General features: G+C 50.1%; 13 protein-coding genes. 6 read left to right on the forward strand and 7 right to left on the reverse strand.

Features of this window, described 5'->3' with window-relative positions; all coding sequences use genetic code 11:
- Positions 1-35 precede the first annotated feature (35 nt).
- The 3 genes from P1U47_RS14740 to P1U47_RS14750 all read left to right on the forward strand — a co-directional run bounded on the left by P1U47_RS14740 (position 36) and on the right by P1U47_RS14750 (position 3,016).
- Entirely contained in the window at positions 36-1,226 is a 1,191-nt protein-coding gene (locus P1U47_RS14740; RefSeq protein WP_301029975.1) for an iron-containing alcohol dehydrogenase, read from the forward strand.
- A 96-nt stretch (positions 1,227-1,322) separates the two neighbouring features.
- Positions 1,323-1,748: a hypothetical protein gene (locus P1U47_RS14745; protein ID WP_301029976.1), complete on the forward strand. Its 426-nt coding sequence runs from the start codon at positions 1,323-1,325 to the stop codon at positions 1,746-1,748.
- A gap of 254 nt (positions 1,749-2,002) precedes the next feature.
- On the forward strand, positions 2,003-3,016 hold the full coding sequence (locus P1U47_RS14750; protein ID WP_047012462.1) for an AraC family transcriptional regulator: 1,014 nt from the start codon (positions 2,003-2,005) through the stop codon (positions 3,014-3,016).
- Positions 3,017-3,030: 14 nt separating this feature from the next.
- Here the strand turns inward: P1U47_RS14750 and P1U47_RS14755 are convergent, their stop codons facing one another.
- The 5 genes from P1U47_RS14755 to P1U47_RS14775 all read right to left on the reverse strand — a co-directional run bounded on the left by P1U47_RS14755 (position 3,031) and on the right by P1U47_RS14775 (position 7,528).
- Complete coding sequence (locus tag P1U47_RS14755; RefSeq protein ID WP_047012463.1) at positions 3,031-3,429, reverse strand: PaaI family thioesterase; 399 nt, start codon at positions 3,427-3,429, stop codon at positions 3,031-3,033.
- Positions 3,422-3,946, reverse strand: a complete 525-nt coding sequence (locus P1U47_RS14760) for a PaaI family thioesterase (protein ID WP_052763527.1) — start codon at positions 3,944-3,946, stop codon at positions 3,422-3,424. The genes P1U47_RS14755 and P1U47_RS14760 overlap by 8 nt, the downstream gene beginning before the upstream one ends.
- A gap of 150 nt (positions 3,947-4,096) precedes the next feature.
- Positions 4,097-5,803, reverse strand: coding sequence for a sodium:solute symporter family protein (locus P1U47_RS14765; RefSeq protein ID WP_123183161.1), 1,707 nt, complete (start codon positions 5,801-5,803; stop codon positions 4,097-4,099).
- 9 nt (positions 5,804-5,812) lie between these two features.
- A complete protein-coding gene (locus P1U47_RS14770) occupies positions 5,813-6,079 on the reverse strand; it encodes a DUF4212 domain-containing protein (protein WP_301029977.1) in 267 nt (88 codons plus the stop codon).
- A gap of 105 nt (positions 6,080-6,184) precedes the next feature.
- A complete protein-coding gene (locus P1U47_RS14775; RefSeq protein WP_301029978.1) occupies positions 6,185-7,528 on the reverse strand; it encodes a DcaP family trimeric outer membrane transporter in 1,344 nt (447 codons plus the stop codon).
- A 199-nt stretch (positions 7,529-7,727) separates the two neighbouring features.
- Between P1U47_RS14775 and acs the strand changes: the two genes are divergently transcribed.
- Together acs and P1U47_RS14785 are read left to right on the forward strand one after the other, a co-directional pair.
- Positions 7,728-9,689, forward strand: a complete 1,962-nt coding sequence (gene acs / locus P1U47_RS14780) for an acetate--CoA ligase (RefSeq protein ID WP_301029979.1) — start codon at positions 7,728-7,730, stop codon at positions 9,687-9,689.
- A gap of 706 nt (positions 9,690-10,395) precedes the next feature.
- On the forward strand, positions 10,396-12,315 hold the full coding sequence (locus P1U47_RS14785; protein ID WP_301029980.1) for an Ig-like domain-containing protein: 1,920 nt from the start codon (positions 10,396-10,398) through the stop codon (positions 12,313-12,315).
- A gap of 147 nt (positions 12,316-12,462) precedes the next feature.
- Here P1U47_RS14785 and P1U47_RS14790 read toward each other — a convergent pair whose 3' ends face one another.
- Together P1U47_RS14790 and P1U47_RS14795 are read right to left on the reverse strand one after the other, a co-directional pair.
- A complete protein-coding gene (locus tag P1U47_RS14790) occupies positions 12,463-12,774 on the reverse strand; it encodes a hypothetical protein (RefSeq protein WP_301029981.1) in 312 nt (103 codons plus the stop codon).
- Positions 12,764-12,892: a hypothetical protein gene (locus P1U47_RS14795; protein WP_301029982.1), complete on the reverse strand. Its 129-nt coding sequence runs from the start codon at positions 12,890-12,892 to the stop codon at positions 12,764-12,766. Before P1U47_RS14795 ends, P1U47_RS14790 begins: the two co-directional genes overlap by 11 nt.
- 903 nt (positions 12,893-13,795) lie before the next feature.
- On the opposite strand from P1U47_RS14795, the gene P1U47_RS14800 reads away from it, so the two are divergent.
- A complete protein-coding gene (locus tag P1U47_RS14800) occupies positions 13,796-14,449 on the forward strand; it encodes a response regulator transcription factor (protein WP_301029983.1) in 654 nt (217 codons plus the stop codon).
- Positions 14,450-14,456 lie beyond the last annotated feature (7 nt).

Below are 14,456 nucleotides of genomic sequence, written 5' to 3' on the forward strand. Positions count from 1 at the left end.
GCTAATTGAACGCTAATTATTAATAGGATACCAGCATGTCTAGCTCACATTACTATCAGTACAATATGCGCAGCACGATTCATTGCGCCGCAGGCTCCGTTATTCGCATTCCAGCACTATTTGAAGGCATGGGTGCCAAAAGAGTTGTGCTATTTAGCGATATTGGCCTCGAACAGGCCGGCATTGTAGACCAAATAAAAGCAGTATTCGCCAGCTGCTCTAGCAATAAAGCCGTGCTAGTAGGCGTTTATACCGGCATAAGCCAAGACGCAGCCTGCCAATCCGTAAACGCTGCAACTGCTTATGCTAGGTCCGTGGCGGCCGATGCCATTCTGGCAGTGGGTGGCGGCAGTGTTCTAGATGCCTCAAAAGGCGTCAAATACTCCCTTCAACACGGGGCAACAGATATCGCCGACTTACTTCAAAGCGGGATTAAAATTGATGCATGGCCAAGCTGCCAGCACTCGGGGATCCCTCATATCGGCGTCCCTACCACTGCAGGCACAGGGGCAGAGGTTTCACCAGTAGCGGTGTTCTACAATGAAGCCTTAGGCATTAAAACCAACCTTGTCGCGCCTTTTCTAGAGCCCGACATGGCGGTACTAGACGGCAATCTGTGTTTAGGACTACCGGACTTCCTCACGGCAGCCACGGGAATGGATGCTCTAACACACGCACTGGAGGCTGTCGCCTCGCCAACTGCGAATGCCATGACGGACGCTCACGCATTTCATGCCGCACAAATGATCGTCGAAAATTTGCCCAAGGTAATCGATAATGGCAAGGACGTGGTTGCGCGCTCAAATATGTTACAAGCGAGCAGCCTAGCAATCGACGCCTTCGGCGGTAGCCTAAACGCAATTCCCATTCACAACTGCGCCCACGCATTCGGCGGCATGTTCCACATTCCCCACGGCGACGCCAACGCCGCGCTCCTCCCCGTCGTAATGGAAGCTTGTCCTGAATTTTATGCAGGCAAAGGGCAGCGGCTCGCCAAAGCACTCAATCTTTCTCAAAATGGTAACGACCAAGAACTATTGGGCAATTGCATTAAGTTCTTAAAAGACTTCCAACAACGCATAGGTTGTACAACCAACTTTAAGCGCTGGGAGGTCAACCAAGATAAGCAAGATGCTATTTACCATGCGATTGCATCTGACCCTGCCGCAATGTTTTACAGTATATCCCCTGCCGCAATGGCTAAAATAGTTCACGCGGTATGCTGAAGGGGATTAATTAATAAAGCGTAATACGGGATGTATTAGCTTTCCCTGAGCATGGATGCTCGTAAAAACTTGTAACTTTCGATACCGGAGAAAATAATGTTAAATAAACTACTTCCGTACTCCACTTTAGCCGCAGTGCTACTTACCGCACCATCATTTGTAAGCGCCCAAAGCTTAGGTCCGCTTCAGGGTATTACCGACACATTGGGGAGCCTGAGCGGGGGATTAGTGGTGACGCTAGTTGACCCACTCCAAGCAACCACCGCAGCCATGGGGTTAAATTCGTCACCGCTATTCAATATACTGCCAAATAATCCATTACTAATCACTTATGATGTTCTATTAAAAGGGCCGGAAAATACTATCGTTATCAGCGATCTACTACAGGGCAACCTAATCATAAATAACGTTCTCTCCGGATTACCTGGTGGCGATGTAATACAGGCGACTTACAGTGAAAATTTAAAGCCATTTATTCCAACCCTTCCCCTAATCGATGGGCTGATTAATTCACAACTTTAAAACACCTTTCACCGCTCGCCCTTAAATGCGGGCGAGTGTTCCCGCGCTATATTTAGTTCGTCATACAGTAGCCCCCCGAAACCAATATAAACAAACAGCACCAAAGCAGCCGTGCAGACAATGGGTAGCTCCCCCGCCTACACCGAAGTGCCACTCATTCCCTGAGTAGGAAACTCTGCATATTCTTGCTATGCTCCGAGCAGATCAAAAACGTACCCACAACGATAACAATACCTATATACCTGTGAGACTCAATGACTGCACGCGTACGGGCCAGCTGCCTAAATAATTTTGTATCCCTAATTGAGGAGCTACAAGGTAATGCTGAGGATTTATGCCTCAAAGCAGGTATAGATTACAGTCAACTAGATCAGGAAGACTATTTTTTCCCATATCAAAGCTTTATCGACCTACTTGAGTTAAGTGCCACAAGCCTAAATCTACCCAATATTGGCTTACAACTTGCTATGCGACAGGATCACTCTATTCTTGGTCCAGTTGCTTTTTTAGCACTATCTGCGCACGATGTCAGGTCAGCATTAACAAGTGTAGGAAAATTTCTGTACCATTTCACCCCCGCCATTTCACTCACATTGAGAGAGAGTGAGGACCAGCCAAGCTATGCCTGCTTAGAGCTCGTCAACGCCAATAACAGCCGCCAGGCAGTAGAGCACGCTGTCGCTTGCACACTTCACATTATTCACCTGCTTACCGAAGGAAAATTTAAAGCGCGGGCCGTTCATTTCCGCCATTCAAAAATTGGTCCCGAAAAGCATTATCAAAGCGCGTTCAATTGCCCAACGGTATTTAATCAAAAATATGATTCAATAGAGCTCGACACCGACTTTTTAGATATCGAATTGAGCTCCCACAACCCTCAGCTTCACGGTTTGGTATCCAGCTACCTCTCGATGGTAGAAATAGATTCCAACTCCACAAGTAAACCGAATTTATCGACCAGCAAGCAAGCTCGTCATTTAATTCAAAAACTGCTACCGACCGGCCAACTGTCACGCCCCGTAATTGCAGAAAACATGAAACTTCATGAACGTGCCCTGCACCGAAAATTGCAATCTGAAGGGTATACCTTTGAAGCACTTGTTGACGAAGTTAGGATTACTGAAGCTAAAAAACTTCTTGCGCACGACGCCATACCCATGTCACAAATAGCGGGTTTATTGGGGTACAACGAACAAAGCTCATTTAATAGAGCGTTTAAACGCTGGTTTAATATGACGCCAAAACAATATTTGCAAAGCAAACCTTAGGCTAAATTAAAGTTTCACTCTTTAACCAAAAACTGCGCCCTAGCCATTGCTATAGGCGCAGCTTCATCTTCCTGCCACGCACTTATACTCACGTTAATCATTCGCCTACCGAGATAGACCAACTTGCAGCGCGAATGTGTAGCCACATACTTGCCTGCACGCACATAGTCCACCGCGAAATCGACCACCTTGGGAAATTTTTCACTGTTGCTATGCCGCAAGACATACATCATTGCCGACAACTCCATAAAACCAGCAATTGCCCCACCATGTAACGCTGGCAGTGTCGGGTTGCCGATATTGCTCTTTTTGGTCGGTAACAAAAAGCAATCGTTCTCCCCTCCCACTTGTATACCAAGCGTTTGCGCATAAGGAACTCGGTTAATAAGTTGATGCAATTCCAAATCATTCATTGTCGCTACCACGGGACTTCTGCCCTGATTGTTTCAATTTTTGCGCTGCACGAAACTCACGACGCATATCGGTAAACAACGCGAGCTCCATTCGGAAGAAATTACCAACAGCGGATGCAATTGGCTTCTCGCGATCACCATGATGGGCAAGAGCTCGCGCAAAAATCACACTCTCAGTGACGCGATAAACCTCCGCGTCGGCATACACCGTTTGGCCAGGGGTCGCCGCGCGCATATAATCGATACGTAAATCGATGGTTGGCGTCATCGCCAAATCTACTAATACCGTCGCGGCGGCAAAGCCACAGCAAGTATCCAATAAGGCGGTGATTGCGCCGCCATGAATAACGCCCGTATCCGGGTCACCAATCAATGTGTCGCTGTAGGACATAGACATACCAACCCGATGACGCTCAACATATTCTGGGCGAATGCCTAAGGTCGTAAAATGATCGCCTTCATTGGCCGTTAAAACGGTATCAACGAAACGAAGTAGCTCTTCAAAATCCAATGCCATTATTTATCCCGAAATAGCTATTCGACCGAGTATAAACGGCCGCAGCCCAGCATTCTACCAAGTTAACGTCTAAAAGGGTGAAAACACCATAAGACAAAAAAAGCCGCCACCGAAAATCGGTAGCGGCTTGGCGCCTCGCGCTATGTGAGCTTAGTGAACTTGGGCTTCACCCGCTCCCTGTGGGTAGCGAATACTCTCTACCATATCCTGTACATCTTGCGGTGGCGGCGGTGTTAAATGGCACACCACAGCGGCCACTGCAAAGTTAACAATCATGCCTAAGGTACCAATCCCTTCTGGCGACACCCCAAACCACCAATTCTCAGGCACGCTGGCCGCAGGATTGATAAATTTGAAATACACAATATAGGTAGCAGTAAACAAGAGACCACTAACCATGCCCGTTATCGCACCGTATTTATTCATGCGTTTGTAAAAGATACCGAGGATGATGGCAGGGAAAAAGCTCGATGCCGCCAAGCCAAAGGCAAAGGCCACCACTTGGGCGACAAAGCCCGGCGGATTTATCCCCAGATAGCCAGCGATACACACCGCCACCGCTGCCGCACTACGTGCATAACGAAGCTCCATTTTGTCCGATATATTCGGCATCAGATTTCGCTTCAGCAAATCGTGGGAGATCGATGTTGAGATAACCAGTAGCAAACCTGCCGAGGTAGACAAGGCTGCAGCAACGCCACCCGCGGCAACTAGGGCAATCACCCATGCAGGAAGATCGGCAATCTCGGGGTTGGCCAAGACCATAATATCCCGATCAATATGCATCTCGTTGCGCTCGTCGCCGGAGTAGAACATACGGCCATCTTCGTTTTTATCTTCCCAGCCGATTAAGCCGGTTTTCTCCCAGTTGGTCACCCACGTCGGCGCTTCACTGTACTCAGTACCCTGACTATCGGCACCGTTAATGGTGTTGATCATATTCAGCCGTGCAAAACCGGCAACCGCGGGTGCTGTGGTGTAAAGCACCGCAATAAAGATCAACGCCCAGCCCGCAGACTTACGCGCGTCTTTCACCTTAGGTACGGTAAAGAAGCGCACAATCACGTGAGGCAAACCCGCCGTACCCACCATCAATGCTGCAGTGATAAACAGCACATCAATCGTCGACTTCGTCCCACTGGTGTAGGCGGCAAACCCGAGTTCAGCCGACAAGCCATCGAGCTTGTCGAGCAGATGCACCCCCGAACCATCGGCCAAGGTCGCGCCGAAGCCAAACTGGGGAATAACATGACCCGTAATCATGATCGAGATAAAGATTGCCGGCACCAAATAGGCCATCATCAACACGCAGTATTGCGCGACCTGGGTATAGGTGATGCCCTTCATGCCGCCGAGTACGGCGTAAAAGAACACAATTGCCATGCCTAGGAACACGCCAGTGGTAATGTCTACTTCAAGGAAGCGACTGAATACCACGCCAACCCCACGCATCTGCCCTGCCACATAAGTGAAAGACACAAAGATCGCGCAGATAACGGCAACGGTTCGCGCCGTTTGCGAATAGTAGCGGTCGCCAATAAAGTCCGGCACCGTAAATTTGCCAAATTTACGCAGATACGGCGCCAAACACAGCGCTAACAACACATAGCCGCCAGTCCAGCCCATTAAATAGACAGCGCCGTCGTAACCCATAAAGGAAATAAGGCCCGCCATTGATATAAACGACGCTGCACTCATCCAGTCCGCTGCCGTCGCCATGCCATTAACAATTGGGTGAACGCCGCCCCCCGCTACGTAAAATTCCTTGGTGGAGCCCGCACGGCAATAAATTGCAATACCGATATACAGCACAAAGCTGAGCCCGACTATTAAGAATGTCCAAGTTCTAATATCCATCATTCACCCCTAGTCTTCTTGGACATCGTATTTTTCATCGAGCCGATTCATTTTGTATACGTATACAAAAATCAGCACCACAAATGTGTAAATCGCCCCTTGCTGAGCAAACCAAAACCCCAATTTAAAGCCGAAAAAATGGAAGTTATTGAGTGCATCCGCAAATAGGATCCCAAAACCAAAAGACACCAAGGCCCAGATAAACAGCAAGCTGAGTAAGAGCTTTATGTTTTCTCGCCAGTAGGCTTTTGCTAGTTCTTTCGAATGAAACGCCATTGTTATTCTCCTGTTATTTTCGTCTTATACTTTTTAATTAACTCAAGCATTGCAGCTAAGTCGCAAACCCACCATTCGACCTTAGTCGATTGGCAGCATTTAATATTAAAACGTGTATTTAGCACTAAATTGCAGACGATCTAGATCGCCGCTATCGTCGCCATTTACTGGCCGCTCAATCGTTTTACTGGCATGAATATATTCAACACCAAAATTCAGCGCCGCGATTGGCGCGTACACCAAATTGGCATGGGCACTTTGATAAGACGCCGCTGTGGTATCCGCAACCGAATCGGGGTTATCAGCCGAGCTTGCCGACAACACTAAGCTACTACGCCACTTCTGCGCCCAAAAATGCCGGTAAGCGACATAGCCACCAACGGAATCGATTAAATCAATTTCACCGCTGTCTTCAATCACGCCATCGCGATAGGTTTGCAAACCAAGATAGCGCCCCAAGGCATTACCGGCATTGAGCTGCACGCGAATGTCATCGGCACCTAACTGCCAAACACCGGCAAAACTTAGGCCATAGCCGTAAACACTGTCGTCGCCGACAACCGCCTGCGCCTGACTATTGCTGAAGTTTTGCTTGTAAGCGACTTCTCGCAACAAGCCCGAAAGGCTATAGCTAAAATCGCCAGATTTGCCGTTATAGCGCAACACCATATCGGGCAGAGCAGTATTATCGTAAGCACTGGCGCCGGCCGCAGAACCACTTGCGCCATACAAGCCACTAGAGGGATTTTCTAGCGCAAACATCAGCGAACTAACGCTGTTCAGGGTGTGAGTCCAGCGCACTTGCGCCTGCCGCTCAAACAAAGTGCCCACGGGACCTACAAAATCGAGGGTGTCGGGCAAGCTGCCCACATTAAAAAAAGTGCTCCACGTTTGCCCCGCCAACAAAGAGCTATTGGCATCGTACTGCCAGCTCAAAAAGGCGTGACGAACTCGTGACGCAGACGAGTTGCTAATACGCTCATCGCCAATTTGGTTCACGCCAAAGTCCATTTCTATGTAGCTACCGACCGTACCGACCTCGGTTGCAGTAGTCGTTTTAAACCAAATACGCGAATGCTTGGCCTGCATATCAAGATTGGTGTCACCGGATTCGCCACCAACAGGAATCACCGATGCAACCAAAAAATCATCGCCCACCCCCGCCAGTGCGCGCTCGCCGTCACTGTATTGACTGGCGATGGCGTCGAGTTTTATATAACCGCCAAAGGCGTACTCTGTTGCGCCTTTAGCCGGCACCGGCTTTGCAGACGCCTCTTTTTCCGCAAGAGCCTGCTCTAAGCGCGCAACTCGCTGCTCTAATGTTTCGGCTGTCATTTGCTCAGCAACAACCGACAAGGGTAGCGCTGCAAAAACCAAACCGGCAATTAAGCTCGACCTCGGTGGATGGCTAGTGACGGTAGCCAGAGTCAATTTTTTATTCTTTATCATAGTGAACTCACTCGTATCGGAAATGACACGAAATTTATAGGCTCACTTATCAACCCGCGGTATTAGCCATTAGTCATGTATAGACCAAAGTCTATGCATAAAAATGACGTGAGCACGGAACTAGACCAAGGTCTAATTCTACTTGCCCTCGTATTAACGGATAGTCGAACACAATAAATTTAAAATGGAGATCCACCGCATGAGCACTCCAACACCAAGCATTCGCTATCCAGCACAAACCTCTGCCAATATCGATCGTGATTCCCATCGCATGCTTTATCAGCAGTCTATTGAAGCACCCAATGTGTTTTGGGCCGAGCAAGCCAAGCGCTTAGACTGGATTCGCAGCCCCAGCAAAATTAAAAATTGCAGCTTTGCAAAAGACAATGTATCCATCCGCTGGTTTGAAGACGGCCAACTGAATGCCAGCGTCAACTGCCTAGACCGTCACCTTGCGCAACACGGCGAACAGCTCGCCATGATCTGGGAGCCAGACAGCGAAACCGATGCCGTGCGCAAATACACTTACCGGCAGCTTCACAACGAGGTTTGCAAACTCGCCAACGGCCTCAAAAATTTAGGCATCGCCAAGGGCGATGTCGTCACCCTGTATATGCCGATGATTCCCGAGGCGACCATTGCCATGCTCGCCTGCGCACGTATTGGCGCGGTGCACTCGGTGGTGTTTGGCGGATTTTCACCCGAGGCGCTAGCCGGACGTATTCAAGATGGTCAGTCTAAACTCGTGATCACCGCCGACGCCGGTAAGCGCGGTGGCAAGCGGGTAATGCTGAAAAGCAATGTAGACGAAGCCATTGCCCTGTGTGAGCCAAGCTGTGTAGAAAATGTGCTGGTGGTCAATCACTGCAATGAGCAAACGCAATGGCAGACCAGCCGCGACATTGATTACCACACGCTAATCAGCACGCAAACCAACGACTGCCCAGCGGAAGTAATGAACGCAGAAGACCCGCTATTCCTACTTTACACCTCCGGCTCAACCGGCAAACCCAAGGGCGCGGTACACACCACCGGCGGCTATTTGGTGTACACCTCACTCAGCCATCACTGGGTGTTTGATTACCAGCCTGGCGAAATTTATTGGTGTATGGCCGATATCGGCTGGATCACCGGCCACAGCTACGCGGTGTATGGCCCACTGAGCAATGCCGCTACCACGGTCATGTACGAAGGCGTTCCCAATTTTCCCGATGCCGGTAGACTGGCCCGTATTATAGATAAGCATCAGGTTAATATTCTGTACACCGCGCCCACCGTGATCCGCGCGCTTATGGCCTGCAGCGACGAAGCCTTGGCTAACACAAGTCGCGGTTCACTGCGTTTACTCGGCACCGCTGGCGAACCCATCAACCCCGAAGCATGGACATGGTTTTACGAGCAGTTCGGCCACAGCCAGTGCCCAATACTCGACACTTGGTGGCAGACCGAAACCGGCGGCATGATGATCACCCCGCTACCTGGCGCGGTCGACCTTAAACCCGGCTCCGCAACCCTGCCTTTCTTTGGCGTTAAAGCGGCACTGGTCGATAACGACGGCAAGTTGTTAACCGGCGCCGCCGAAGGCAATTTGCTGATCTGCGACAGCTGGCCGGCGCAAATGCGCACTATTTTCGGTGACCACCAGCGCTTTATCGACACCTACTTCTCCGCCTTTGAAGGCTATTATTTTAGCAGCGACGGCGCCCGCCGCGACGAAGACGGCTACTACTGGATTACCGGACGGGTCGATGACGTGCTCAATGTGTCTGGCCACCGCATGGGCACCGCCGAACTGGAGAGCGCCCTTGCCGCCCACCCCCTAGTCGCCGAGGCCGCCGTTGTTGGCTACCCCCACAGCATTAAGGGCGAAGGCATTTACGCCTACATCACCCTCACCAACAAACAAGCCGAAGGCGAAACCCTGCGCCAAGAACTAAAGCAATGGCTGCGCAAAGAAATTGGCCCCATCGCAGTGGCCGACATCATTCAATGGACCGACGACCTACCCAAAACCCGCTCGGGTAAAATTATGCGGCGCATACTGCGTAAAATTGCCGCCGACGACATTGAAAACCTCGGCGATTTATCCACCCTCGCCGATCCCGCAGTGGTTGCCAAGTTAATCGAAACCTACCGCGAGGCAAATGCAAATATCGCCTAAACCACGCAGAAACGAACGCAAAAGCAGTAGGCATGCACTGCATGCCTACTAAAGATAAAAGTCTGTCTTCGCTCCTCCCTCGCGCCCTAATCGTGGCTATAAAAAAATAATTAAGCAGCCGCTAAATACGATTGAATAACAGCAAGTACCATGACGCGAATTACTAACGCGGAGTAAATCGTTCTTAGAGATGTTTCAACCAAAGGGAAATAAATCGACGCTTGGGAGAGGCGCCCAACAAATACAAAACCTGACTCACTCGCCCAAACAACGGGCACTCCCGCGCATAGAATAAACTTGTGCAAATACGCGCCAAAAATTCATCATTAATGAAACCGCCGAGCTAGAAACCGCCTTGGGCTTAACCTATACTTCTGTCCATTCTATTCACTTGGCGATCAAAATAGCGCACCTCGCAATTTGATCACTTGGCCTTAGAATACTCGCGCAACTATTTTATTATTATACTGCAGTGAAAGGATTTGAATTGGCCTCCCAGCCAATAACAGCAACTGTTTGTGGCACCATCATACAAGCCCCGAGTCGAGGGTTAACAGAAAAAAAACCTCGTACGAACTTACAATAAATCCACAAAAAAACAGGAACGTCCCATTGCATAATGAAATTATCAACCCGCTCAATTTCATGTAATTCGTTTGTCTTTTAGCTGTAGTAACGGAGATTTTCTTTTCAAAGGAGTGATACCATGAAAACCTGCTCGCCCCGATTAACTCTATTTCATTGTACAAACCCGCGCAGTCGGCGATCTTTCGCCCTGCTAAGCTCACTGCTACTTACCCTCTTGTGTTGGGCAAACGCCGCGGCAGCCGCCAGCACCACTTATACCAAGCAGTACACCATTCCGGTTCCGCCAGCATCGAACTACGCTGGCAATAGTGGCGGTGATGGCTGGGCCGTAGCCTTAAGCCCAGAAGCGGTCTATAACGTTTATCACCACAACTCGCAGCTGCGCGCAGCCTGCCACCTGCAGTCAGATGCCTCCAATTGCTGGACCCAGCCCTACAAGCGCATTACCGACGAAACAGGGGGCGATTTTCACGTTCCAAATCATCCCGGACTAGCGCTTAACCAAAACAGCGGGCACTTGTTTGTCTATGCTACGCGGCGTGCAGACAATACCCGAGGAGTCGTCTGTATCGATACCGGCGCAGCCGTTGACGAAGCCAACCCCTTCTGTGGCTTTACTGCATTAAGCGGTATTGGTGATGGCCCAGCCAATAACTACAGCACCAATAACGGCGTGGAAATTGGCTCGCAGTTTTATGCCTTTAATCTAGTCGGAGGTTTAGACAGTTTGGGCGGCAGCGCCAACCGCCTAATGTGTTTCGACACCGTAACCGAAACGGCCTGCGCCAATCAGCCCTTCGACGCCGGTATGCCTGGCACCGCCAGTTCTTCAGCCTTAGCGGGCGCGGCTATTGCGGGCAAGGTTTTTACCCCAATAAGCACCAGCAGCGGCGTTGTTTTAAGCTGCTTTGATTCAGCACTTGCCGCACCCTGTGCCGGCCTGTGGCCAGTCGCTACCAGTCATAACGTGGGCGCGCCATTTCCCCTGCTAAATAGTGCGGGTACCGCTATCGGTGTTTGCCTTCCCAATAACACGCTACCTTGCTTTGATTTTGACGGCAACGCGGTCACGCCGCCACCGGGTTTACAAGCCGCAATCAACAACACAACATTTTACAATGGTCCAGCTCAGGTTATTGGGCCCAGAGTTTATATCGTCAGCGGCATAGATGATGCAGCGCACTGCTACGATTTTAATAGCCAAGCAGAATGCACAGGCTTTCCCCTGCCACTGACAGGTTCCGGGTACGTGTACACCATAAACCCCGACCCCCAGCGTCCGCAGTGCTTGTGGAGCAATGCCGACTACGGCGCCTCGCAAATTCAGAACTTTGATGCTTTTAGCGGCGGCGCCTGCGGCGACGGGCCAATCCGAGTATTGGCATCAAGCATTGTGCCACCGGATATCGAGTGCACACCGCTTGAGTACAGCCGTTTGCAAGTGCTTAATCCCAGCCCAAATGGCTACCAAGAAGGCAGCGTGGCATTTCGTGATGCCAGTGGTAACCCCATTCCTGGCATTAGCGATATGGCGCTAGACGAAACGGGTGGTGTCGATCTGACCGGCCTAGACCTAAACACCAATGGCCTGCCACAATTTTTGATTACCCTTAACGACCCTGTAGACCCCATTGGCGAGGTCACTATTGAGTTAACTTGGGTGGGCGAAAATCTGGCGCAGTGCGGTGACAAAAACGCCACCGTATTGGTCGCCAATCCATCCATTGCCGAAGTCAAAGGCCACGTTCTGCCCGGATTAAGCCTGTTTTCCAAGGTCTATCTGCAGCTCAGCGCCACACTGACCACTGTCGACGGTGCTCCCCTAGAAGGACAAACCATTGTCTTTAGCGCGGGCGCAACTACCGTGTGCAGTGCTATAACAGATGCCAATGGCTTGGCCGGATGCGGTGGCTTTATTCGTAGCACCTTGTCCTCGGTACTCAACCTAGGCTACACCGCTACCTTCGAGGGCAATGATCCATTACAAGCTTCCAGTGACAAGGGCTCATTACTCAAAACACTTATCGGCTTTCTTTAACCGCTGATCATGGGGGGCAAGCGCCCCCCAATTCAATACGATTGCGTCCCCGCATTAAATATTTGTTCTGTAACCCAAACGAAACCTGCACAAGGCTGGATGGTGCATCTGCAGAATTCCCGCCCCAACTACACCGCTTAATTGCACCTACCCAACCCCGAGCCCAGATAACGCCGCCGCAATTAAAATCACAACCAATAATGCCATCGCGTACATTGCAATAAACTGAAACGCTATAGCACTAAATCCCAACGCCGCAGCCCCGCCAGACACTCGAATTTGCTCTTTATTTATGAGTGAAATAACAGCGAGAATAAGTGCGAAACCGCCAAGTACAGCAGTGACAACATCGGCAATCCTATCGGCGTCCCAATTGACCACGAACACCTCTTGATTGGGTGGATTGCCATTTAATGCCTCCAACGCAGCAGTGCGTATTGATGCCGCCTTATGAGCCACTATATTTTCTATAGTAGGCTGCGGCGAGAATGGCCCAGCCCAAAAATGTACCAGTGCCAACAGCAGGGGCCACTGATCCAGCTACAACGCCAAACGCTCCATATTTGGATTTTTTCATTATACGTTCCTGTAAATGTAACACCGTAAATAGGCGAACTGCTTTCAGCGTCCACTTCCTTTGCTTAGTTAAGCAGCGCCATATGCATCGTCACTAATTTAGCTGCTAAGCCATCATCGATAGTGCTACCACCTGCAACACAACAACGAAAGTTGAAACAAAGGATGCAAGCAGAAACGTGTACGGTATGAAATAAAGTATGATGGTGGGTATTGCCAAAAGTATTGAAAGCAATATCACCACCATAAACCGCGTATTCTCATTTTATATTAAATTCTGAATCAAGTTCAGAATGACTACGTAGGCAGTGAGGCCGCGTGACGGCGTACGTGACGTGGCACCATATAAAAACCAGCGTCATGCTGGACTTGATCCAGCATCTGGTGGGGCGGTCATAAACTACTTTCGTAGTACTGGATTCTGAATCAAGTTCAGAATGACTACGTAAGGAGTGAGGCCGCGTGACGGCGTACGTGACAGGACACCATATAAAAACCAGCGTCATGCTGGACTTGATCCAGCATCTGGTAGGGCGGTCGTAAAGTGCTTTCGTGGCACTGGATTCTGAATCAAGTTCAGAATGACTACGTAGGCAGTGAGGCCGCGTGACGGCGTACGTGACGTGGCACCATATAAAAACCAGCGTCATGCTGGACTTGATCCAGCATCTGGTGGGGCGGTCGTAAACTGCTTTCGTGGTACTGGATTCTGAATCAAGTTCAGAATGACTACGTAGGCTGTGAGCCATAATGCCTTCGTAGGTTGTGAGACATAATGACTTCGTAGGACGTGAGGCAGTCAGCTCATCGACGATTCCCCCTCTTTTGTATAATACCTCGCCCTGTAATACTGGCCTTTTTTGTATACACTGTTACCACAGTAATCCAATAAAAAAGGCGTCAGATGCACACCCAGCGATTTATCATTGCCGACGACCACCCTTTATTTCGAGCCGCGCTTAAATCTACCCTCGGCCACAGTTTTGGCGGCTGCCTTGTTACCGAGGTGGCGTCGATAGCCGAATTGCAAACCCTGCTGACCAGCAATACGAATAGCGATCTCATCTTGCTCGATTTGCATATGCCTGACGCGCAGGGCTTTAGTGGCTTGATACATCTGCAAGCCCACTACTCAGAAATTCCGGTGATGGTGATTTCGGCCAGCGAAACTCCCGAGGTGATGTGTCGCGCTATTGATCACGGCGCCGCGGGATTTTTACCCAAAAGCAGTCAAGCCGACACTATCAACCTTGCGATCAATGCCGTTATTAGTGGCGAGCGCTGGTTGCCAGAGGGCGTTAACTACCAAGCGGGGCAAGACAGCAAAGAACAGAAAATGGCCAGCGACATCGCCAGCCTAACGCCCCAGCAATTTCGGGTGGCGACCCTGCTGGTTCAGGGCCTATTAAACAAACAAATAGCCTATGAGCTCAATGTTACCGAAGCGACGGTAAAAGCCCACGTCACCGAAATTTTTCGCAAACTCGGCGTTCATTCGCGCACCCAAGCCGCCTTAGCCTTTGGCCAATTAGACGTCAGCTCTCAGCCGCTTAGCTAGCAGACAA

The organism is Zhongshania sp., from assembly GCF_029212375.1.
GTDB lineage: Bacteria > Pseudomonadota > Gammaproteobacteria > Pseudomonadales > Spongiibacteraceae > Spongiibacter.

What these genes read in the sequence shown, in the direction of transcription:
- P1U47_RS14740 (WP_301029975.1), top strand. Translation starts at nt 36, where the DNA reads ATGTCTAGCTCACATTACTATCAGTACAATATGCGCAGCACGATTCAT.
- P1U47_RS14745 (WP_301029976.1), top strand. Translation starts at nt 1,323, where the DNA reads ATGTTAAATAAACTACTTCCGTACTCCACTTTAGCCGCAGTGCTACTT.
- P1U47_RS14750 (WP_047012462.1), top strand. Translation starts at nt 2,003, where the DNA reads ATGACTGCACGCGTACGGGCCAGCTGCCTAAATAATTTTGTATCCCTA.
- P1U47_RS14755 (WP_047012463.1), bottom strand. Translation starts at nt 3,429, where the DNA reads ATGAATGATTTGGAATTGCATCAACTTATTAACCGAGTTCCTTATGCG.
- P1U47_RS14760 (WP_052763527.1), bottom strand. Translation starts at nt 3,946, where the DNA reads ATGGCATTGGATTTTGAAGAGCTACTTCGTTTCGTTGATACCGTTTTA.
- P1U47_RS14765 (WP_123183161.1), bottom strand. Translation starts at nt 5,803, where the DNA reads ATGGATATTAGAACTTGGACATTCTTAATAGTCGGGCTCAGCTTTGTG.
- P1U47_RS14770 (WP_301029977.1), bottom strand. Translation starts at nt 6,079, where the DNA reads ATGGCGTTTCATTCGAAAGAACTAGCAAAAGCCTACTGGCGAGAAAAC.
- P1U47_RS14775 (WP_301029978.1), bottom strand. Translation starts at nt 7,528, where the DNA reads ATGATAAAGAATAAAAAATTGACTCTGGCTACCGTCACTAGCCATCCA.
- acs (WP_301029979.1), top strand. Translation starts at nt 7,728, where the DNA reads ATGAGCACTCCAACACCAAGCATTCGCTATCCAGCACAAACCTCTGCC.
- P1U47_RS14785 (WP_301029980.1), top strand. Translation starts at nt 10,396, where the DNA reads ATGAAAACCTGCTCGCCCCGATTAACTCTATTTCATTGTACAAACCCG.
- P1U47_RS14795 (WP_301029982.1), bottom strand. Translation starts at nt 12,892, where the DNA reads ATGAAAAAATCCAAATATGGAGCGTTTGGCGTTGTAGCTGGATCAGTG.
- P1U47_RS14800 (WP_301029983.1), top strand. Translation starts at nt 13,796, where the DNA reads ATGCACACCCAGCGATTTATCATTGCCGACGACCACCCTTTATTTCGA.